Here is a 19,856-nt window from a genome sequence, read left to right as displayed (position 1 = left end):
AAACACCTGTGGGAGGTCGGGCCGGATGAGCCGTTACGAACTGCTGGTACGCGGAGGCACCCTGGTCGTGCCCTACCTGGGAACGATCCGGGCCGACCTGGCCACCAGGGACGGCAAGGTCGCCGCGATCGCCGACTCGATCCCGGCCGAGGACGCCGACGAGGTCCTGGACGCGACCGGCAGACTGGTCTTCCCCGGCGCCGTCGACGCCCACTTCCACCTGGGCATCTACCGTCCGCTCGCGGTCGACGCGGCCGAGGAGACCCGGTCCTCGCTGGTCGGCGGCGCGACCACGGTGCTGTCCTACTTCCGGACCGGGCAGCACTACCTGAACCGGACCGGCGCCTACGCCGACATCTTCCCGGAGGTGCTCGACGCGGTCGGCGGCCACGCCTGGACCGATTACGGCTTCCACCTGGCGCCGATGGACACCGCCCAGGTCGGCGAGGTGTCCGCACTGGTCGACGGCAGCGGGGTCAGCTCGTTCAAGTACTACATGTTCTACAAGGGCTTCAACCTGTCGGCGAACTCGCGCGACGCCAAGTCCTTCACGATGAGCGACGAGTACGACCTCGGCCACCTCTACCAGCTCATGGAGGCGGTGGCGGCCGCGAATTCTTTGAATGATCGACGCATCTCGCTGTCACTGCACTGCGAGCAGGCCGAACTGATGCGGCTCTTCATCGAGAGGGTACGAGCGAACGGCGATCCCCAGACGCTGAGGGCCTACTCGGACGCCCGCCCGCCGCTGACCGAACGGGTGGCGATCGGCGAGGCCACCACCCTGGCCCGGGCCACCGACTGTGCCATCAACCTGCTGCACCTGTCCTCCGGCGAGGCCCTGGCTGCCGCCCGCGAGGCCCGGGTCGCGATGCCCGAGGTCGACATGCGTTTCGAGGTGACCCTGCACCACCTGTGCCTCACCCACGAGGAGCTCGACGAGCAGGGCGGCCTCGGCGGCAAGGTCAACCCCCCGATCCGGTCGAGGAGCGACACCGAGGCCCTGTGGGCCGGCGTTCTGGACGGCACCGTCGGCTGGGTCGCCTCCGACCACGCCTGCTGCCTCGAGGAGGAGAAGGGCGACGAGCTGTGGCCGGCGCTGCCCGGCTTCGGCGGCACCGCGCTGCTCTACCCCATCCTGATCAGCGAGGGCATGCACAAGCGCGGCCTCTCCCCGGTCCGCGTCGCCGAGCTGGTGTCCGCGAACCCGGCCCGCGCGTACGGCCTGGACGGGCGCAAGGGCAACCTGCTCCCCGGCTTCGACGCCGACCTGGCGATCATCGACCCCGACCTGGAACAGGAGGTCACCACCGGCCTGCTGCTCTCCGGCCAGGACCACTGCCCCTTCGAGGGCCGCAAGGTCCGCGGCTGGCCGGTGGCCACCGTCCTGCGGGGCCGCGTCGCCTACCGCGACGGCGAGGTCCTGGGCACTCCCCGGGGCACCTTCGTCTCCCGCTGACCTACTCGCGGCGGGCGCCGGCGCGGATGGCGCCCGCCGACTCGGGACCAGGTCACTCGTTCATTCCCACGTGACCGACAAGCGCCCGCCCTGTCAGGTAACCGACCATCCACGTCAGCCGATCGAGCGCTGCCCGGGGGTCTCGGGATACCGGAGACTAGGCAGCGAAACACGCCCACGAGTTGCGAGGCTCACTCGGATCCACCGGATGAGCTGACCTGGGAGGGTTGGGGCGCCACCGCCGCCACCGCGTAGGCGGTTCGATGTCCCCGAAGAGGACCCGGACGGGTTCCCCGAAGCGGATCGCGTCCGGCGAGAAGGTCGCCAAGGTCGACGCCACCGCGGTGCGCGGCCCCGACGCAGGATCGCACAAGGTCACTTTCTCGTTCCACTACGCCGACCACGGATACCAGGGCGCCTGGCGATGGCCGGCCGCCGACGAGGCACACGAGTTGCTCCGGTTCCTGTGCAACGTCGGCGCCCTGACGTGGAACGAGGTGAAGGCGCAGCTGTCCGGTTCCAAGGGCGGCAGTCATCGCAAGCATCACTTCCAGGGCATCGACACCCTCTGTACGGAGGCACAGGAACGGATCGCCCAACTGCGGCTCGACGAGGTGTTCGGCGACGAGATCTTCCGATTCCGTGTGGCCAACCGCCGACGTCTATGGGGTTTCATCGCGGCCGGCGTCTTCTACATCCTCTGGTGGGATGCCGAACACCTCGTCTACCCGCTCGATCACGACTGACGGAGGGCGTCGTCCTCCTTGGACATCGCCTCCTGGCGGGCCGGCTCCTCGCGGAGGATGGCGGCGTTCAACCACTCCTCCGGTACGGCGAACGCGTCCACCAGCGTGCGCATGTGCGGCCGCAACTCGCGGAGCAGGTCGTTGGCGACCGCGGTGACCGCCCGGGAGCGGGCCGGGGTGAGGCGGCCGTGTTCCATGAGCCAGGCCTTGTGCTCCTCGATGGTGGTCAGCGCGTACAGGTCGCAGACCTTGCCGAGCAGCTCGCGGGCGGACTCGTCGGTGGTCCGCTCGATGCCGGCCACGAACGCCTCCAGGGTGATCCGGTCGATGTGGGCGCCCGCCACCGACAGGATGTGGTCCTGTACGTCGTTGAAGATGTCGAACGGCCGGTCCTTCTTGGTGACGGCGCCCTTGCGGAGACGGCGGATCGCCCCGTCCAGCAGGTGCTTCTCCCGGTCCTCGAAGAGGGTCAGATGCCAGCCCCGGTCGGTGACGGCGACCTCCTCGTCCCGGCCGGGGACCGCGCTGACGAGCCGCTGGATGAGCGAGCGCGCGGCCGTACGCTCGAGCATCATCTCCCGCACCTGTTCGGCGACGAACGTGGCGCGCCCCCAGCCGTCGAGCGAGCCGAAGGCGTCGCGATAGCCGGTGAGCAGGCCTTTCGCGACCAGCTGGAGCAGGACGGTGTTGTCGCCCTCGAAGGTGGTGAACACGTCGGTGTCGGCCTTGAGCCCGGGCAGCCGGTTCTCGGCGAGGTAGCCGGCGCCGCCGCACGCCTCCCGGCACATCTGGATGGTCCTCGTGGCGTGCCACGTCTGTACGGCCTTGAGCCCGGCCGCCCGGGACTCGAGTTCCCGCTGCCGGTGCTCGTCGGGCTCGGCGAGGGAGAAGACCTCGGCCATGGTGACCGCGAGTTCCTCCTGGGCGAAGGCGTACGCGTACGAGCGCGCCAGCGCCGGCAGGAGTTTGCGCTGGTGGGCCAGGTAGTCGTTGAGGGCGATCTCCCGGTCGACGTCGGGGCTGGTGAACTGGCGGCGGGTCTCGCCGTAGCGGACCGCGATGGTCAGCGCGCTGCGGGTGGCCGCGGAGGCGGCGGCGCCGACGGTGACCCGGCCGCGGACCAGGGTGCCGAGCATGGTGAAGAAGCGCCGGGTGTCGTTCTCGATCGAGCTGGTGTAGGTGCCGTCGGCGGCGACCTGCCCGTACCGGTCGAGCAGCATGTCCCGCGGCACGGTGACGTGGTCGAAGGAGATCCGCCCGTTGTCGACGCCGAGCAGCCCCGCCTTGGGCCCGGCGTCGCCGAGGGTGACGCCGGGCATCGGATTTCCGTGCTCGTCGCGGATCGGCACGAGCCAGGCGTGCACACCGTAGGACCGGCCGCCGGTGATCAGCTGGGCGAAGACCACGGCCATCCGCCCGTCTCGGGCCGCGTTGCCGATGTAGTCCTTGCGCGCGGCCTCGTGTGGGGTATGCAGCACGAAATCGCCGGAAGCGGCATCGTAGGCACAGGTCGTCCGAAGCTGCTGCACGTCGGACCCGTGACCGGTCTCGGTCATCGCGAAGCAGCCCATCAGGTCCGCCGAGATGATGTCGCGCAGGTAGGCGTCGTGGTGCCGTTTCGTGCCCAGGGCGACGACCGCCCCGCCGAAGAGCCCCCACTGCACCCCGGCCTTGACCATGAGCGACAGGTCGACCTGGGCGAGCATCTCGGCGGCGACGGTGGAGCCGCCCGGATCGTCCGAGCCGCCGTACTCGACCGGGAAGGCGGAGACCACGCCCACGTCGGTGGGCAGGTCGCGGATCAGCCGGCTGACCCGTTCCCGGGCCTGGTCGCCGGTCTCGCCGGGAACCGTGACGAACTCGGGCCCGAGCCGCTCCCGGACCGCTCGGCGGATGTGCGCCCACCGGCCGTCGAGCACCTCGGTCAGCGCTGCGGAGACACGATCGATCATGCCGCGATATTACCCACCAGTAACCATTTTGAACCGGCTGGACTGACGCCCAGCCGGGGAGCTACCTCACATGCCGTCGCCGGACCACTCGCCACGGGAGCGGGACCGCACCGGCAGCGACGACAGGATCGGGTGGATGTGGCCGTCGTGCTCGTCGTAGTTCTCCGCGTGACCGCCGTACTTGACCCACTCGTCGGTGGTGTACCAGTTGGTCAGTTCACCGTCGGACCGCAGGATCCAGTCGATCTCGGTCTCCGCGACGAAGTGGCCGTGCTTGACCCGGGCCGGACGGAAGCAGTAGGTGCCCTCGTCGATGTCGCCGAAGTTGTACGCCATCTTCCCGGCCAGGGTGTAGAACTCCTCGTAGCAAGGGTGGTGGGCGAGCCGGTGGTCGGTCCAGCCCTTCGGCGCGCGGATGAGCCGGGTGTAGAAGCCGGTCTTCGGGTCGCGGTGCAGCAGCTTGATGTAGAGCGGGGTGAGCGGGCCGACCGACGGCGCCTCGGTCCACTCCATCTTCCCGGCGTCCATGACGGTCACGCCCTCGGCCGACTCCGGCGACGCCGCAGCCGAGGCCTCACCGAGATTCGTGAACGGGTCGAAGCCGCAGTCGCCGTACTCGCGCCAGTGCAGCACCCGGGAGCCCTCCCGGATCTTCAGCCAGTCCATCGCGGTGCCCTTGGGGACCTGGACGTAGCCGCCGGCACCCAACTCCTGACCGCCATAGAGCATGGAGCCCTCGACCACGTAGAACTCGGTGTCGGCGTGCACGATCCCGGCGCTGCGGCCCCAGTCCGCTCCTGCGTGCAGCGACAGCGACGACGAGCCGTCCTCCTCGTCGGTGGACAGACGGCGCTCGAGGATCTTCCCCTCGCCGTACGGCAGTTCGCCGGTGTGGAAGATGTAGTCGTCTTCGTGGATCAGCTCCACATGTGCCCTCACGGCGTACTCCTCAGCTCGCGTTTCAGGATCTTGCCGGCGGCGTTGCGGGGCAGCGCCGCGACGGTTCGGTACTGCTTGGGGACCTTGAATCCGGCCAGCCGCGACCGCAGGAAGCCCTCCAGATCGCCGGCGTCGACGGGCGACCGGCCGACGTAGTAGGCGACGACCCGCTCACCCCACCGCTCGTCCGGTTCGCCGACGACCGCGCACTCGGCCACCGCCGGGTGGGTGAGCAGGACCTCCTCGACGTCGCGCGGGTAGACGTTCACACCGCCCGTGATGATCACGTCCTTGACCCGGTCCACGATGGAGATGAAGCCCTCCTCGTCGCGGATCACGATGTCGCCGGAGGTGAGGAAGCCGTCCCCGGTGGTGCAGGCGGCGGTCGCGGCCGGGTTCTCGTGGTAGCCGTTCATCAGGTACGGCGAGCGGCTGTACAGCTCCCCCGGCTGCCCGGGCCCGACCGGGGCGCCGTCCGGCCCGACCACCCGGACCTGCGTGCCGAACCACGGGTGGCCGACGGTGCCGGCCTTGCGCCGGGCGTCCGGCGGCCGCAGGTTGGTGATCACGCCCGCCTCGGTGGAGCCGTAGAGCTCGTGCACCCCCACGCCGGGGAACGCCTCGAACACCCACTCCTTGAGCACCTTGGGCAGCGCCGCCGCGTTGAAGTAGAGGGTGTCCAGCGTCGGTGCCGCCGGGACCTTCTCGAAAAAGGAGCGGATCACCTGCGCGTGGGTCGGGACCAGGAACACCGACTGGGCGCCGTCCCGCTGGATCATGTCGAGCAGCGCGTCCGGCTGGAACGAGCGCAGCATGCTGACCGTCGCCCCGCAGTAGACGGCCGCGTAGGCGAAGGCGAACCCCGCGCCGTGGTACATCGGGGCGACCGCGATGGTCCGCCGCCCCGGCCCGATCCCCCACTCCAGCGCGGTGGCGTAGAAGGTGAGCGACCGGGACCGGTGCGAGACGAGCACGCCCTTCGGGTCGCCGGTGGTGCCGGCCGTGTACGCGATGCAGAACGGGTCCCGCTCGTCCACCGCGATCCACGGGTCGACGGAGCGGGCGGTGCCGAGCCACGCCTCGTACTCCGGCCCGAGGTGCACGACCCGCCCCGGGAAGCCGTCCGGAACCGCCCCGGCCAGCGCCGGGTCCACGATCAGCGCCCGCGCCCCGGAGTGGCCGAGGATGAAGTCCACCTCCGGCGCGGTGAGCCGCGGGTTGACCGGGACCAACACCAGGCCGGCCTTGGCGATGCCGGCCGCGATCTCCGGGTATTCGAGCCGGTTGCCGCAGAGCAGCGCCACCCGGTCGCCGTACGAGAACCCGTGGGCCAGCAGCGCACACGCGATTCGTGAGGAGCGCTCGTCGAGCGCCCCGTACTTGAGTTCCCGGTCCCCGTCGCGTACCGCGATCACGTCCGGGGTGGCCCGGCCGAACTCGCGCACGCCGCCGGCGATCGTCAGATCAGCACCACCCGGCCGCAGCATGCGAGAATGGAAACACCGTTTCCATTCATGACGCAAGAGGGAAGTCGCCGGCCCGGCCGAGTTGCGCGGGAACCGGGGCGAGCCCGAGCTCCGATCCGATCCAGGTCCCGGCGGCAGCGGCCGCGGTCACGTCCACCCCGGTCTTCAGCGCCGACCGGTTCAGCAGGTAGGCCAGGTCCTCGGTGGCGATGTTCCCGGTGGCGGCCGGCGCGAACGGGCACCCGCCGATCCCGCCGAGACTGGCGTCCAGCGCCACGAATCCACTCGTCACCGCGGCGATCGCGTTGGCGTACCCCGTGTTTCTGGTGTTGTGGAAGTGAGCGCGCAGCGGCGCGACCGGAGCGACCGTACGCATCGCGGCCGCCAGCTCGGTGACCTGCCCCGGCACGCCCGCGCCGATCGTGTCGGCCAGGCAGATCTCATCCAGCGGACCGGCATCGGCCACGATGTCGCGCACCCGGGAAACGGGCACCGAACCGGTGAAGGGGCATCCGAACGCAGCGGCCACCGTCAAAGTCACGAAAAGTCCGGCATCGCGGGCACGTTCAGCGACCGCACGGAAGGCCCCGAGCGAGGAGGCCGTAGACATCCCCTGGTTACGCCGGGAAAACTCATCACTCGCGACAACTACATAGTTGATCTCGTCAGGCCGCGCGGCCTCCAGCGCGAGCGCCCGGTCGAGCCCGCGGCCATTGAGGACCAGCGCGACATACCGGACGCCGGGCCGGCGGGGCACCGACCGCAGGACCTCCTCGGCGTCAGCCATCTGCGGCACCCGGTCCGGGCGGGCGAAGGCGGCCACCTCGATCCGCCGCAACCCCGCCGCGATGGCCCGCGACACGTAGCCGACCTTGACGGATGTCGGCAGGACCCGCTTCTCGTTCTGCAGCCCGTCCCGCGGCCCGACCTCGACGATCTCCACGCCCGGCACCCCCTCTGTTTCATCTAGCGAAACGTCGTTTCGCAAGTATAGGGTGACGGCGTGACCGCGCCACTGTCTGACATTCGCGTACTGGAAACCGGAACCCTGCTCGCCGGCCCGTTCTGCGGGCAGCTCCTCGGCGACTTCGGGGCCGAGGTGATCAAGCTGGAGGACCCGGGCAAGGGCGATCCGATGCGCCAGTGGGGGCGGGAGAAACCGCACGGCCGGTCCCTGTGGTGGCCGGTGGTGGCCCGCAACAAGAAGTCGGTCACCTGCAACCTGCGCACCGCCGACGGCCAGGCCCTCGTCCGGCGCCTGGTCGAGAAGTCCGACGTCCTGCTGGAGAACTTCCGGCCCGGCACCCTGGAGCGCTGGGGCCTCTCCTACGAGGAGCTGTCGACGATCAACCCCCGGCTCATCCTGGTCCGGGTGACCGGCTACGGACAGACCGGACCGTATTCGCCGCGCGCCGGGTTCGGCTCCATCGGCGAGGCGATGGGCGGGCTGCGGTATGTGACCGGCGAGGCCGACCGGGCCCCGTCCCGCTCCGGCATCTCGATCGGCGACTCGCTGGCCGCCACCTACGCCGCGTTCGGCACGCTGGCCGCCCTGCACGCCCGCGAGCGCACCGGCCGCGGCCAGGTCGTCGACTCGGCGATCTACGAGGCGGTGCTCGCCATGATGGAGTCGCTGATCCCGGAGTGGGGCGTGGCCGGCTACCGTCGCGAGCGAACCGGCCCGATCCTGCCGAACGTCGCGCCCAGCAACGTCTACCCCAGCGCCGACGGCTCCGACGTGCTGATCGCCGCCAACCAGGACACCGTGTTCCGCCGGTTGGCCGACGTCATGGAGCGCCCCGACCTGCCGGCCGACGCGCGGTATGCGACACACGGCGCCCGCGGCGAGAACCAGGCCGAGCTCGACGACGTCATCTCCGCCTGGACCCGGACCATCCCGTCGGCGAAGCTGCTGTCGCTGCTGCACGAGGCCGGCGTCCCGGCCGGCGGCATCTACACGGCCGAGGACATCATCGCCGACCCGCACGTCCAGGCCCGGCAGGCGGTCATCGAGGTGGACCACCCCGAGTTCGGCAGGCTCCCGATGCAGAACGTGGCGCCGAGACTGTCCGGCACGCCCGGTGGGGTGAAATGGGCCGGTCCGGCGCTCGGCTCCCACAACGAGGAGGTCTACCAGGGCCTGCTCGGCCTCACCGGCGACGAGCTGGCCGACCTGAAGACCCGCGGGATCGTCTGATGGCCGAGCTCGGCGAGGACTACGCGCGGGCCGGGTTCGCGCGGCGGCTGGGCTGGGGCACCCGGCCCGCGGTGCTGCTCGTGGACCCGGCGCTGGCGTACACCGACCCGGACTCGCCGCTCTTCCTCATGACCGGTCAGGCGGCCGCCGAGGCGATGGCCGAGCTGGCCGACGCGGCCCGCGCCGCCGGGATCCCGGTCCTCTGGACCCGGGTCCACTTCGCCGACGAGACGTGCGCGGAGGCGCCGCTGTTCGCCGCCAAGGTCCCGGCGCTCAAGGTCTTCGCCGACGGCAACCCGCTGGGCGACTTCGCGCCGCCACTGCGCCCGGCGCCCGGCGAGCAGGTGGTGGTCAAGCACTACGCGAGCGCCTTCGCCGGCACGTCGCTGGCCGCCTGGCTGGCCTCGCACTCGATCGACACCGTGGTCATCGGCGGCTACTCCACCTCCGGCTGCGTCCGCGCCTCGGCGCTCGACGCGCTCCAGCACGGCTTCCGGCCAATCGTCGTCCGCGACGCCTGCGCCGACCGCGACGGCGGCCCGCACGACCACAATCTCTTCGACCTCGACGCCAAATACGCCGACGTGGTCACCCTCGCCGAAACCCTGCAAACCCTGATCTGGTACGCGGCGGAGCGTCCCGAATAGACGACCCCGTCCCGTGGCGCACGGCGGCCTCGCTGCCACCCGGGCCTTTGCCGCCCGTTCCGGGCGGTCGGAGATCGAGGACCAGGTGAGGTCCGGCGGCCCGGAGCCGGCGACCGTACGGCCGCCGGCTCCGGTGGGGAGCGTCAGCTGAGCGTCTGGATGACGTTGCCGGTGAGCAGGCCCTGGTAGTACGAGCCGCCCGGGTAGTAGGTCGCGGTGGTGGCGCCGGCCGCCGCGTCCGAGGCCCAGTTGACCGCGAAGGTCTGGAGCGCGGTGACGTTCTTCGCCTTCGACGCGCCGCCGGTCAGGGTGCAGAGCCAGTTGGTGCTGGCGCCCTCGGCGTCACAGTGTGAGCCGGTGGTGAGCCGGACCCCGAGGAACGGCCGGCCGACCCGGGCGAGCAGTTCCACGGTGCCGCTGGCGTTGCTGTTGGAGAGGTAGGGCGGCGAGGAGATCGCCGTGATCGGCAGCGAGGTTCCGTTCAGCCCGGTCAGGGCGGTCGCCATGTTGGTGCCGGACGGCGACTTGACCGGGTCGAGCAGTTGCAGGTAGGCCAGGTTCGCGAACGCGGCCGGGAACGTGGTGCGCAACCGGTTGGCGATGTAGGTGACCGCGTCGCCGCCGGCCGAGTGCCCGGCCAGCACGTACTTCGTGGGCAGTGTGCTGCCGGAGCGCCCGGCCGTGGTCGCCGCCTTCGCATAGCTGGTGGCGAGCGCCTTGGTCGAGGTGGTGGCCTCGCCGATCCAGGCGGCGACGCTGTTCAGGAAGGCGGTGTTGTCTCCCTGGTTGCTGACCGTGCAGCCGCTGGAGTTGGTCGACGGCAGGGTCGGGGTGAAGACCAGGAAACCGGCGGCCTGGTATTTCCGGGCCAGCGCGGCGACGTTGCTGTTCGAGCGGGAGAAGCCGTGCTGGAGGAGGACCAGGGCCTTCGGGCTGGTGGTCTCGGGGAAGAACCAGTCGGCGTCCTGGGTGAGGGTCGAACTGCCGCAGGGGACGGTGATGTCACCGTCGACCTCGACCGCCGCGGCCTGGGCGGGCGTGGTGGTGGCGGCCAGGATGCCGGCGGACATGACGAGCATCGCCACGATGCGGCGTGGGGACAGGGACACGGGACCTCCAAGTGGTCAGCCGTAACACTCTCCGAAACAGGGTTTCCATTAGCTGCTATCGATGGGAGGCTGTCAAGGACGCAAAAAAGCCCGGCACCCGCGTCAGCGGGCGCCGGGCTACGACCCGGCCGGCTGTCAGTCCTCGTAACGGGGCACCACGAGGGGGTGGCGATACTCGTCACGCGCGGCGATGCCGGCCATCGACCGCAGGTACTGGCGCCGGGTGATCTCCCCGTCCAGGAGCTGCGCGCAGAGCACGCCCTCCAGGCTCTCCGGCGCGAAGAGCGCCTCCGGGATGCTCAGCGGCTCAGCCTCGGCTGACGCGTCCGCCCGCACCCCGCGCACCGCGAGCACGCAGGCGGCGGCCAGGACCAGGATGAGAAGGGACAGGATCAGCATTGCCACCGCCTTGTCGGTCACCGCGGGACGTCGTGTCCCGCCTGACAGAGAGAACGGATCACAGGGCGTGTCGGTTCGACGATTCCTGTCACTCATAGCGACGAAGTTGCCGTCGAAGGCCCGGGCGCCGGCGAGACCACGACAGGTTCCGATACGCGACGCCCTACTCGCCCGATCGGAGTTCAGCGCACCGACCGGGCCGTCGCCACCGCCTCCTCGATGGCCGGAATCCCCTCCAACCGGTAGGTGACGGCGCCGGTCGTCCAGATCAGCGCGGGCCCGGACAGCCGGGCGGTCTCGCTGCGTTCCAGGCCGTCGCGGCCCACATAGGTGAGCGGGTGCGGGCCGGGCAGCCAGGCCGCCGTCAGGATCGCGCCACCCAGGTCCACCAACCGGGCGTCCGGCGACGTCTTGACGAACGCGGTGTCCAACCGCCCGTCGAACTGGTCGAATCGCACCGTTCCGCCCCGGAAGACCATGGTGATCACCCGTGGATGCCCCCGCGGGTCCGGGTCGGCCGTCACCACCTGCTCCGGCTGCCCGAGTGCCCCGGGCACGCCGACCGGGAAGGCGGCGACCCGGCGGGCGGCTTCCAGCGAGGGCCCGTCCACTGACGGCAGCGGGCTCGGGGTGACGGGCAGGCTCGTGCGGGACGGCTCACCCCGTACCTCGATGCCGGCCACGCGAAGAAGGTCGCCGACCACCTCGACCACCGCGGCGCGGGCCGGGGCGACCAGGGTGACCGATGCGGCGACGGTGGCCACCAGGCCGGCGAGGATCAGGCGCGCGCGAGGCCGTCGCGGCGCGGGCCGGGCGAGGCGCGCCCGCACCGCGGCCCTCTGGTCGGCCGCCGGGGGTACGCGCAGACGACCGCCCAATTCCCGAAGTTCCGCGATGAGATCGTCCTGGTCAGGCACCGGGCACCTCCATCGGCAGCCGGACGCGCAGTCGCGCCAGGGCCCGGGAGGTCCGCGACTTGACCGTCCCCTTCGGCAGTCCCAGGGTCACCGCGGTCTCCGCTTCGGACAGGTCGAGCAGGTAGCGACAGACCAGCACCTCACGGTCACGCCGGTCCAGCGCCCGCAACTGTTCGTGAAGGACACGGCGGCGCTCACCGGCCATCGCCGACTCGGCCGGGTCCGGCTCCAGGGGCAGCGGATCCTCCCGGACGGCGGCCCGCAGCCACAGCCCCTCCCGGCGGCGGCGCGACCGGATCAGGTTGCGGGTCTCGTTGGCCACGATGGCCAGCAGCCACGCCTTGAACCCGGCCTCGCCCCGGAACCGGCCCAACTGCCGGTACGCCTTCACGAACGCCTCCTGCACCACGTCGTCCGCGTCGGCGCCGGCCCCGAGCAGGACCGCGGCCCGGTGCGCCGGCGCGGTGCAGCGCGCGACAAGCGTCTCGTACGCGTCCAGATCGCCCCCGCGGGCCCGGGCCACCACGGTCGCCTCGTCGATATCGATGGCCGCCCCCTCCGACAACAGCACACCCTAGAGACACCGCCCATCGGGAACCGGTTCCCGGCGGCCGGTGTCTCGATGACATGACCACCCGCCGCAACGTGTTGATGCTCGCCGGCTCGGCCCTCGTGCTGTCCGGCTGCCGGGAATCCGCTCCCGCCGTCGCCGCCACCGCCGCCCCGGACCGGCTGCTCGCCGAGTCGGAGCGCGGCCTGCTGCGGCTCGGCCCGTTCGGGGAGCAGGTGCTCGGCGCGGCCGTCGCCGGGTTCGACGGCGCCCATGTCTTCCGGTCCCACGACGGCGGCCTGGAGCAGATCCGGCCGGACACCGGGCTGACCCTCCGGCGCACCCCGCTGACGGACGGGTGGCTGCCCCGGGTCGTCGCCACCGACGGCCGGGCGTGCGCGCTGAGCCGGTCGGGGGCCTCCGATCGTCCCGCCGCGCGCGCCCGGACCCCGCTGCTGGTCGTCGGCCCCGACGGCGAGAAGGAGTACGACCTGCCCGGGGTGATCGAGCCGGACGCGTTCACCGCCGACGGGACCGGGCTGTTCGTGCTGGACTGGTTGCCCGCCACCGCGCCGGACCACTACCGGGTACGGCTGCTCGATCTCGCGGGAGGGGAGATCCGGCCGCTGTTCACCCGCGACAAGACGCCGGTGCCGGCCGGCGCCGAGGAGGAGATGCGCGGCGACGGGCGGCAGGCGGTGCTGTCCGCCGACCGGAAGATGCTGTTCACCCTCTACACCCACCAGCCCGGCCACCGGCACACCCGGGATCTGCTGTCCGGGCGACCGGGCGGCGCGCACGCCTTCGTGCACGTGCTGCACCTGGCCGAGGGGTGGGCGTACTGCCTGGACCTGCCGCACCCGTTCGGCGAGGGGCCGGTGGCCGGGCACGCGCTGGCCGCCGACGACCGGCATCTGTTCGTGGCCGACGTGAACTCGGGGAAGCTGGCCTGGGCCGACCCGGATTCGCTGTCGATCGAGCGGGTGGTGGACGTGCCGGCCACCACCGGGGCGACCGCCGCCCTGGCCGTGACCACGGACGATCGGGTGCTGCTGGGTGCGGGCCGGACGGTGACCGTGCTGGACCGGGCCTCGGGCGGCGCGACCGGATCGTGGACGGTCCCCGGCCCGGTGCGCGGGCTCGTGCCGAGCCGGGACGGCAGCCGCCTCTACGCGGGCGGCCCGGACCGCCTCACCTGGCTCTCCCGCACCGGTGCCGTCATCGGCTGGGCGCCGGTCCCGGGACTGGCCGCGTTACGCCACGTCGTCTGACCGGCGCAGCACGTCGAGCAGGAACCACTCGTCCTCGTGGTGCACGACCGGGGTCAGGCCGGCGGTGGCGAACAGCGCGGCGTGCGCGTTGAAGCCGTCGTAGTTGCCGCCGGTCTCCCGGTCCCGGAAGTGCACCGACACCAGGTCGCCGCCCGGCTCCAGCCGCTGGACCAGGCCGTCGAGCAGGGCGGTCAGGTCGGCCGCGGACAGGTAGTAGAGCAGGTCACCGATGACGACCAGGTCGAACGTGCCGTCCGGCGGCTCGGCCGGGAGCTCGGCGCGTTCGGCCCGGACGTTCGGCAGGTCGGCGGTGTTCTGCCGGAGCAGGTCGACGGCCTCGGGGACGCTGTCCACGGCCAGCACCTCGCCGCAGCGGCCGGCCAGCATCCGGGTGAGGGTGCCGACCGAGGCGCCCGGCTCGTAGCAGCGTTCGTACCGCTCGCGGGGCAGGCTCGCCATGGTCACCGCGAACTTGCGCCGGTCGTGCCACTTGCTGGCGATGTCCCACGGGTCGTCCTTCGCCAGGTAGAGCCCGGTGAAGTAGTCCAGGGAGACGGTGGTCTCGGGTGGCGCCGCGTCGCCCTCTGCTCGTGTCACAGCGAAATTCTGCCCCGGGCTCACCCGGCCTCGACGGTCAGGGTGCCGACGCCCCCGGCCGCGACCAGGTCGATGCCGCCGTCACCGTCACCGACGGTGAACACGGTGCGCTTGTCGACGCCGCGGTCCCGGTCGCCGTAGAGATCCACCTCACCGGCGCCGCGCTGGAGCACCGCCCGGACCCGGGTCCTCCCGTCGGTGGTGATCTTCCAGTCCCGGACGCCGCCGCCCATCGAGATTCCGACGACCGTGTCCTGGCGGGGCAGCGCGAGTTCGATCCGCCGGGCGCCGCCGAGCAGGTCCACCCGGCCCACCCGGCCGTCGGTGAGGTCGAAGTCGCCGACCCGTACGCCGCCGCGCATCAGCACCGACCAGACCACCTCGGGGCTGAGCACCACGTCGACCCGGGCGGAGCCGTCGCGGCCGGTCTCGTCGACGAAGACCCGTACGGACGTGCCCTCGACCGCGGTCCGCACCTCGATCCCGCTGTCCCGCGGGGTCGACACCGCGAACCAGCCCTCACCCGGGTCACCGATCCGCACGTCGAGTTCGGTGGTCCCCTCGGCCAGCTCGAAGGTGGCGGCGGCCGGGGCGGGCACGGGCGGCGCGGTGCCCTGCTCCGCCGGCGGGGACGTCCCGATGGACACCGGCGGGCTGGCCGGGGCGGCGGCCGGCGGGTTGACGAGGACCGGCGCCGTGGAGCGCTCCGCCGCCCGGTCCGGCCCGAAGATCACCCAGAAGGTGCCGGCGATGACCAGCATCCCGGCCAGCAGCGGCAGCACCGGGCGCCAGAGCGGCCGGGGCGGCGGCGGGCCGATGCCGGTCAGCTCCAGGGTGGGCCGGTGGGTGGCCAGCGAGTTCCAGGCCGGGTCGGTCCGGACGGCTTCGGCACCGTCCGGTTCGTAGTGGTCGGCGGGTGGCCCGGTCCGATGCGGGGCATCCGGCCAAAATTCCGATATGTCGGGTAACTCAACCGGCTCGGCCGGGTCACCGGTCGTGGGCACGACGGGACTGTCCACGCTGCTCTCTCCTCGAAGCGCACGGATGGATCCAGCCGGGGATACGGGCGCGCGGGCCGAACGGATCAACTGGGATCGCTCCCAAAGAATTGATGGGGCGCTACCTCTTGCCCCACGACACATAGACCGTGTAGATCCTTAACGGATCATTAAGTGCTAATGTGAGCGTTCTCCAGGAAGCGAATTGATGCCGGAAGACGACACCCGCGACGGACTGCGGGTCGGCGGCTGGATTCCGCCCTATTCACCCGGCGGGGCACCCACCGGGCCGATCCGGCCGACCGTCCAACCCGCACTACCCGGCGGGACCCGCCCCCGTGACCATTTCCCCCGACTCCGCGGCACCGTGACGACGCGCCCACGCCTCGTTCTGGTCGCCGCCCTCTGTCTCGCCTGCGCGGCCACCGCCGCGGTCGCCGTCGCCCTGGACGCCGCCCGCGGTCCCGAACCGGTGGCCGCCGAGTTCACCTTCCCGGCCGCGGCGCCGCAGACCTGGCCCGCGTGGCCGCCCGATCCCGGCACGTCCGATGTGCCGGTCAGCGTCCAGCCATCCCCACCAGCGAGTTCACTCTCCGCGACACCGACCGGCCGGCACACCACGGCGCCGGCCACCACGGCGGTGTCGACACGTACCGCGACAAAGAAGCCGACCCGCACGGCCACCACCACGAAACCCGCGCCGGTGTCACTCTCCGTGGGCTCGACAGCCGGCCTGGCGGCGGCCGACGAGACCGCACTGCGGGTCCGGCACCGCGATTACCGGGGCCGCCTGGACCGGATCGGCCACCGCGAACGGGACGACGCCAACTTCCGGATCCGTAGCGGACTCGCGAACAGCGGCTGCGTCTCGTTCGAATCTGTAAACTTTCCCGGATATTATTTGCGGCACCGGAACTACGAAATCCGGCTGGACCGGATCGACGGCAGTGAGCTTTTCCGTCAGGACGCTACTTTCTGTCCACTGACGATTCGTTCAGGTGCCGCGCTCGTGTTGCGTTCCCACAATTATCCGAGGCACTATGTCGTCTCCGACGACCAGTGGTTGCGGATCGTGGAGACCTCCGCGGAGCGGGCCACCGCGTTCGTGCCGCGGGCCGCGCTCTGACCGCTCCCCGGCCGGCCCATCCGGCCGGGGAGCGGTCAGGCTCTTCCCTCGCTCGTCTCAGTTCGTGAAGACCGCGACTCCCCGCGCCTCCAGCACCTCGGGGGCGCCGGGGAGGGCGCGCAGGTCCACCGGCTGGTCGGTGCGGTTGATCAGGAACCAGTGATCGCCGCGGATCGCCAGCTCCACCCGCCCGCCCAGCTCGGCCGGCAGCTCGCCGGTCACCCCGGCGGGGCCGAGCAGTCGCGGCAACAGCCCGGCGAGCCCGTCCGGGCCGAGGCGCGTGGAGACGTACGCCGCGGAGCCGGCACCCACCCGCCGCCGGGTGACCGCCGCCCGGTCCGCCTGCTCGCCGGTCCGGTAGCGGGCCAGCACCTCGACGTCCGGGCCGGTCACGTCGATCCGGTCGGTCCACAGTGTGCCGGTGGCGCCGTCGTCCAGCGTCACGCTCTCGCCGTCGAGCAGCGGCCCGAACTCCTCGATCCGGATGCCGAGCAGGTCACGCAGCGCGCCCGGGTAGCCGCCCAGCCAGACGTGGTCGTTCTCGTCCACGATCCCGGAGAAGTACGTGGTGACCAGGTGCCCGCCCGAGGCGACCCAGGCGTCCAGCCGGGCCGCGAGGGCGGCCGGGACCACGTGCAGGACCGGGGCGATGAGCAGCCGGTACTCCTCCAGTGGCCCACCGGCCGGCACCACGTCGGCGCGGATCCCGGCGTCCAGCAGGGCGGTGTACCAGTCCAGCGCCTCCTGCTTGTACCGCAGCCGGTCGGTCGGGTGCGAGTCCTGCTCGGCCGTCCACCACGACTCCCAGTCGAAGACGATGCCGACCGCGGCGCGGCGGCGGCGCGAGCCGGCGATGGGCGCCAGCTCGCGCAGCCGCTCCCCCAGCCGGGCCACACCCCGGAAGAGGTCGCTGTCGGTCCCGGCGTGCGGCAGCATCGCCGAGTGGTACTTCTCCGCGCCGGCCCGCGACTGCCGCCACTGGAAGAAGCAGACCGCGTCGGCGCCGTGTGCCACGTGGGTCAGCGAGTCGCGGGCCAGTTCGCCCGGCTTCTTCGCCACGTTGACCGGCTGCCAGTTGACCGCGCTGGTGGAGTGCTCCATCAGGAACCACGGCTCGCCGCCGGCGATGTTGCCGGTCAGGTTGGCCGAGAAGGACAGCTCGTCGCGGGCCTGGGGGCCGGGCAGCACGTAGTGGTCGTTGGAGACGAAGTCGACCTCGGCCGCCCAGTCGGCGTAGTTCATCGGCTTCATCTCGCCCATCACCATGAAGTTCGTGGTGACCGGCACCTCCGGGGTGATCCGCCGGAGCAGGTCGCGCTCGGCCCGCAGGTGGTCCTTGAGGGCGTCCGAGGAGAACCGCTTGAAGTCGAGCTGCTGGGTCGGGTTCGGGTGCGAGGCGGCCAGGCGGGGCGGCAGGATCTCCTCGAAGTCGTCGTACCGCTGGGACCAGAAGGCGGTGCCCCAGGCGTGGTTGAGCGCTTCGACGGTGCCGTAGCGCTCGCGCAGCCAGACCCGGAAGGCGCGCGCCGCGTCGTCCGAGTAGTCGTACACGTTGTGGCAGCCCAGCTCGTTGTTGACGTGCCAGGCGACCAGCGCCGGGTGGTCGGCGTACCGGGTGGCCAGCGCGCCGGCCAGGCGCAGGGCGTGCTCCCGGAAGACCGGCGAGGTGGGCCGCCAGTGCTGGCGGGCCCCCGGCCAGAGGATCTCCCCGGTCCGGGTGACCGGCAGGATCTCCGGGTGCTCACGGGTCAGCCAGGGCGGCGGCGAGGCGGTGGCGGTGGCCAGGTCGACGGTGATGCCCCCGGCGTGCAGCAGGTCCATCACCTCGTCCAGCCACCCGAAGTCGTACTCGCCGTCGCGGGGCTCCAGCCGCGCCCAGGAGAAGATGGCGAGGCTGACGATGGTGACGCCGGCCTCGCGCATCGCGCGGACGTCGTCGTCCCAGACCTCGCGGGGCCATTGGTCGGGGTTGTAGTCGGCGCCGAATTCCAGACGCGCCGACCCGGCGCGGCGAAGCCAGCGCCGGGTCGTCTCGTTACTCAGTGTCATTTAACCGTGAAACCCTGTTCCTGGCCGTACTTGACCGAAGCGTCCTGCCAGGACTTCAGCCCGTCCGTGAGCGTTCCCTGCCCGAGGTAGGCCTTGCCCACCGTGTCGCCGTAGATGCTGTTGGCGTAGACCTGGAAGGGCAGGTAGGACCATCCGGTGACGACCTGCCCGGCGGACTCGGCGAGCACCTCGTTGACCTTCTGCCCACCGAAGTACGGGAACTCCTTGTTCTTGAACTCCGGCGCGGCGAGGTGCTTGGTGGTCGCCGGGAAGGCGCCGTCGTCGATGCGGGTCTGCGCGCCCTCGTCGACGGCCGCGTACTTCAGGAACGCGTACGCGAGGGTCTTGTTGGCGCTCTTCTCCGGGATGGCCAGGGAGCTGCCGCCGTTCTCCGCGGTGGCCTTGCCGCCGGCCTCCCACTGCGGCATCGGGGCGACCCGCCACTTGCCGTTGGCGGCCGCCGCGCCCTTCTCCAGGTTGCTCGGCATCCAGGCGCCGGTGACCAGGGTGGCGATGGTGCCGTCGCCGAGGCCCTTGTACCACTCGTCGGTCCAGCCGACGACCGGCGAAAGCAGCTTGGCGTCGATCAGCTTCTGCCACTGGGTGGCGAACTTCGTGCTGCCCGGGTCGGCGAAGTCGACGCCGACCTCGGTGCCGCTGACCGTGTACGGCTTGCCGCCCGCCTGCCAGATCAGGCTGGTGGTGAACCCGGCATCGCCGCTGTCGCTGGTGATGTACGCCTTCGGGTCGGCCTTGTGCAGCTTGTCGGCGGCGGCCGCGTACTCCTCCCAGGTCGTCGGGACGGCGATGCCGTGCTTGTCGAAGACCTCCTTGTTGTAGAAGAGCGCCATCGGGCCGGAGTCGATCGGGAAGCCGTAGATCTTGTCGCCGGCGTGCACCGCGTTCCAGGTGCCCGGGGTGAACGTGCCGTCCAGCGACGCGGCCCCGTACGTGTTCAGGTCCGCCACCGACTTGGCCAGCGCGAACTGCGGCAGCGCGTAGTACTCGATCTGCGCCACGTCGGGTATCCCGGTGCCGGCCGTGATCGCGTTCTGGAGGGCGGTGTACTGGTCGTTGCCCGTACCGGCGTTGGTGAGGTTGATCTTGACCTTGGGGTATTTGGTCTGGAAGTCGGCGGCGACCTTGGTGATCGTGGTGTCCCACGCCCAGACGGTCAGGTTGCCGCCCGCCTCCAGGGCGGCCGCGATGTCCGCCTCGGTGACCGTGGTCGGGGTCGCGGCGCCGTCGTCGCCGTCGTCCGAACCGGAGCAGCCGGTGGCCATGAGGGTTATCGACAGGGCGGCGCCGAGGAGCGCCCGCCGTCGGGTGATCGACATATGAATCCCTTCGGTGATGGGGGATCAAATGAGGTTTGTTCGCGACGGTCGAGACGTCCGTCGCACCTCACGCGGATGGGTCGGTACAGGTAGGTCG

At 71.3% G+C, this 19,856-nt stretch carries 18 protein-coding genes; 6 read left to right on the top strand and 12 right to left on the bottom strand.

Annotated elements, in window-relative coordinates; genetic code table 11:
* The first annotated feature begins 25 nt into the window (after positions 1-25).
* Together IEZ13_RS19650 and IEZ13_RS19645 are read left to right on the top strand one after the other, a co-directional pair.
* Positions 26-1,459: a dihydroorotase gene (locus tag IEZ13_RS19650; RefSeq protein ID WP_183219759.1), complete on the top strand. Its 1,434-nt coding sequence runs from the start codon at positions 26-28 to the stop codon at positions 1,457-1,459.
* Positions 1,460-1,722: 263 nt separating this feature from the next.
* Positions 1,723-2,205 (top strand): hypothetical protein, encoded by a 483-nt coding sequence (locus IEZ13_RS19645; protein ID WP_183219757.1) that lies wholly within the window; start codon positions 1,723-1,725, stop codon positions 2,203-2,205.
* On the opposite strand, the gene IEZ13_RS19640 is transcribed toward IEZ13_RS19645, so the two are convergent.
* The 4 genes from IEZ13_RS19640 to IEZ13_RS19625 all read right to left on the bottom strand — a co-directional run bounded on the left by IEZ13_RS19640 (position 2,196) and on the right by IEZ13_RS19625 (position 7,505).
* Complete coding sequence (locus IEZ13_RS19640; RefSeq protein ID WP_183219755.1) at positions 2,196-4,157, bottom strand: acyl-CoA dehydrogenase family protein; 1,962 nt, start codon at positions 4,155-4,157, stop codon at positions 2,196-2,198. The genes IEZ13_RS19645 and IEZ13_RS19640 overlap by 10 nt on opposite strands.
* Positions 4,158-4,223: 66 nt before the next feature.
* On the bottom strand, positions 4,224-5,096 hold the full coding sequence (locus IEZ13_RS19635) for a DUF4437 domain-containing protein (RefSeq protein ID WP_183219753.1): 873 nt from the start codon (positions 5,094-5,096) through the stop codon (positions 4,224-4,226).
* Positions 5,093-6,583 carry a class I adenylate-forming enzyme family protein gene (locus IEZ13_RS19630; RefSeq protein ID WP_183219752.1) on the bottom strand — a complete coding sequence of 497 codons (1,491 nt, stop codon included), beginning with the start codon at positions 6,581-6,583 and terminating at the stop codon, positions 5,093-5,095. The genes IEZ13_RS19635 and IEZ13_RS19630 overlap by 4 nt, the downstream gene beginning before the upstream one ends.
* A gap of 25 nt (positions 6,584-6,608) precedes the next feature.
* On the bottom strand, positions 6,609-7,505 hold the full coding sequence (locus IEZ13_RS19625) for a hydroxymethylglutaryl-CoA lyase (protein ID WP_183219750.1): 897 nt from the start codon (positions 7,503-7,505) through the stop codon (positions 6,609-6,611).
* A gap of 60 nt (positions 7,506-7,565) precedes the next feature.
* Between IEZ13_RS19625 and IEZ13_RS19620 the strand changes: the two genes are divergently transcribed.
* The gene (locus IEZ13_RS19620) at positions 7,566-8,759 is read left to right on the top strand and encodes a CaiB/BaiF CoA transferase family protein (protein ID WP_183219748.1); all 1,194 of its coding nucleotides are present in this window, start codon (positions 7,566-7,568) and stop codon (positions 8,757-8,759) included.
* Positions 8,759-9,406, top strand: a complete 648-nt coding sequence (locus tag IEZ13_RS19615) for an isochorismatase family protein (protein WP_183219746.1) — start codon at positions 8,759-8,761, stop codon at positions 9,404-9,406. The genes IEZ13_RS19620 and IEZ13_RS19615 overlap by 1 nt, the downstream gene beginning before the upstream one ends.
* A gap of 143 nt (positions 9,407-9,549) precedes the next feature.
* On the opposite strand, the gene IEZ13_RS19610 is transcribed toward IEZ13_RS19615, so the two are convergent.
* The 4 genes from IEZ13_RS19610 to IEZ13_RS19595 form a co-directional block, all read right to left on the bottom strand.
* On the bottom strand, positions 9,550-10,515 hold the full coding sequence (locus IEZ13_RS19610; RefSeq protein ID WP_183219745.1) for an alpha/beta fold hydrolase: 966 nt from the start codon (positions 10,513-10,515) through the stop codon (positions 9,550-9,552).
* 135 nt (positions 10,516-10,650) lie between these two features.
* Positions 10,651-10,914, bottom strand: coding sequence for a hypothetical protein (locus tag IEZ13_RS19605; protein WP_183220149.1), 264 nt, complete (start codon positions 10,912-10,914; stop codon positions 10,651-10,653).
* A gap of 182 nt (positions 10,915-11,096) precedes the next feature.
* Positions 11,097-11,831, bottom strand: a complete 735-nt coding sequence (locus IEZ13_RS19600) for a hypothetical protein (RefSeq protein ID WP_229794793.1) — start codon at positions 11,829-11,831, stop codon at positions 11,097-11,099.
* Positions 11,824-12,402, bottom strand: coding sequence for an RNA polymerase sigma factor (locus tag IEZ13_RS19595; RefSeq protein ID WP_372441831.1), 579 nt, complete (start codon positions 12,400-12,402; stop codon positions 11,824-11,826). The genes IEZ13_RS19600 and IEZ13_RS19595 overlap by 8 nt, the downstream gene beginning before the upstream one ends.
* Before the next feature lie 56 nt (positions 12,403-12,458).
* Here IEZ13_RS19595 and IEZ13_RS19590 point away from each other — a divergent pair, with 56 nt between their 5' ends.
* On the top strand, positions 12,459-13,652 hold the full coding sequence (locus IEZ13_RS19590) for a YncE family protein (protein ID WP_183219741.1): 1,194 nt from the start codon (positions 12,459-12,461) through the stop codon (positions 13,650-13,652).
* On the opposite strand, the gene IEZ13_RS19585 is transcribed toward IEZ13_RS19590, so the two are convergent.
* The gene (locus tag IEZ13_RS19585) at positions 13,635-14,249 is read right to left on the bottom strand and encodes a class I SAM-dependent methyltransferase (RefSeq protein WP_183219739.1); all 615 of its coding nucleotides are present in this window, start codon (positions 14,247-14,249) and stop codon (positions 13,635-13,637) included. The two genes, IEZ13_RS19590 and IEZ13_RS19585, sit on opposite strands and share 18 nt — an antisense overlap.
* 20 nt (positions 14,250-14,269) lie before the next feature.
* The gene (locus IEZ13_RS19580; protein WP_183219737.1) at positions 14,270-15,268 is read right to left on the bottom strand and encodes a hypothetical protein; all 999 of its coding nucleotides are present in this window, start codon (positions 15,266-15,268) and stop codon (positions 14,270-14,272) included.
* Positions 15,269-15,455: 187 nt separating this feature from the next.
* Here IEZ13_RS19580 and IEZ13_RS19575 point away from each other — a divergent pair, with 187 nt between their 5' ends.
* On the top strand, positions 15,456-16,373 hold the full coding sequence (locus IEZ13_RS19575; protein WP_203833646.1) for an AbfB domain-containing protein: 918 nt from the start codon (positions 15,456-15,458) through the stop codon (positions 16,371-16,373).
* A gap of 57 nt (positions 16,374-16,430) precedes the next feature.
* Here the strand turns inward: IEZ13_RS19575 and IEZ13_RS19570 are convergent, their stop codons facing one another.
* Entirely contained in the window at positions 16,431-18,422 is a 1,992-nt protein-coding gene (locus IEZ13_RS19570) for a beta-galactosidase (RefSeq protein ID WP_183219735.1), read from the bottom strand.
* A complete protein-coding gene (locus IEZ13_RS19565) occupies positions 18,419-19,759 on the bottom strand; it encodes an ABC transporter substrate-binding protein (RefSeq protein ID WP_183219733.1) in 1,341 nt (446 codons plus the stop codon). The genes IEZ13_RS19570 and IEZ13_RS19565 overlap by 4 nt, the downstream gene beginning before the upstream one ends.
* Between the last annotated feature and the right edge of the window lie 97 nt (positions 19,760-19,856).

This window comes from Actinoplanes campanulatus (assembly GCF_014647795.1).
Classification (GTDB): domain Bacteria; phylum Actinomycetota; class Actinomycetes; order Mycobacteriales; family Micromonosporaceae; genus Actinoplanes; species Actinoplanes campanulatus.
The sequence above is the reverse complement of the archived record's forward strand: the minus strand, read 5'-3'. Positions and strand labels throughout refer to the sequence as shown.

Excerpts from the sequence above, each read along its gene's own strand:
- IEZ13_RS19650 (WP_183219759.1), top strand. The coding sequence starts at position 26 with ATGAGCCGTTACGAACTGCTGGTACGCGGAGGCACCCTGGTCGTGCCC.
- IEZ13_RS19645 (WP_183219757.1), top strand. The coding sequence starts at position 1,723 with ATGTCCCCGAAGAGGACCCGGACGGGTTCCCCGAAGCGGATCGCGTCC.
- IEZ13_RS19640 (WP_183219755.1), bottom strand. The coding sequence starts at position 4,157 with ATGATCGATCGTGTCTCCGCAGCGCTGACCGAGGTGCTCGACGGCCGG.
- IEZ13_RS19630 (WP_183219752.1), bottom strand. The coding sequence starts at position 6,583 with ATGCTGCGGCCGGGTGGTGCTGATCTGACGATCGCCGGCGGCGTGCGC.
- IEZ13_RS19615 (WP_183219746.1), top strand. The coding sequence starts at position 8,759 with ATGGCCGAGCTCGGCGAGGACTACGCGCGGGCCGGGTTCGCGCGGCGG.
- IEZ13_RS19605 (WP_183220149.1), bottom strand. The coding sequence starts at position 10,914 with ATGCTGATCCTGTCCCTTCTCATCCTGGTCCTGGCCGCCGCCTGCGTG.
- IEZ13_RS19590 (WP_183219741.1), top strand. The coding sequence starts at position 12,459 with ATGACCACCCGCCGCAACGTGTTGATGCTCGCCGGCTCGGCCCTCGTG.
- IEZ13_RS19575 (WP_203833646.1), top strand. The coding sequence starts at position 15,456 with ATGCCGGAAGACGACACCCGCGACGGACTGCGGGTCGGCGGCTGGATT.
- IEZ13_RS19570 (WP_183219735.1), bottom strand. The coding sequence starts at position 18,422 with ATGACACTGAGTAACGAGACGACCCGGCGCTGGCTTCGCCGCGCCGGG.
- IEZ13_RS19565 (WP_183219733.1), bottom strand. The coding sequence starts at position 19,759 with ATGTCGATCACCCGACGGCGGGCGCTCCTCGGCGCCGCCCTGTCGATA.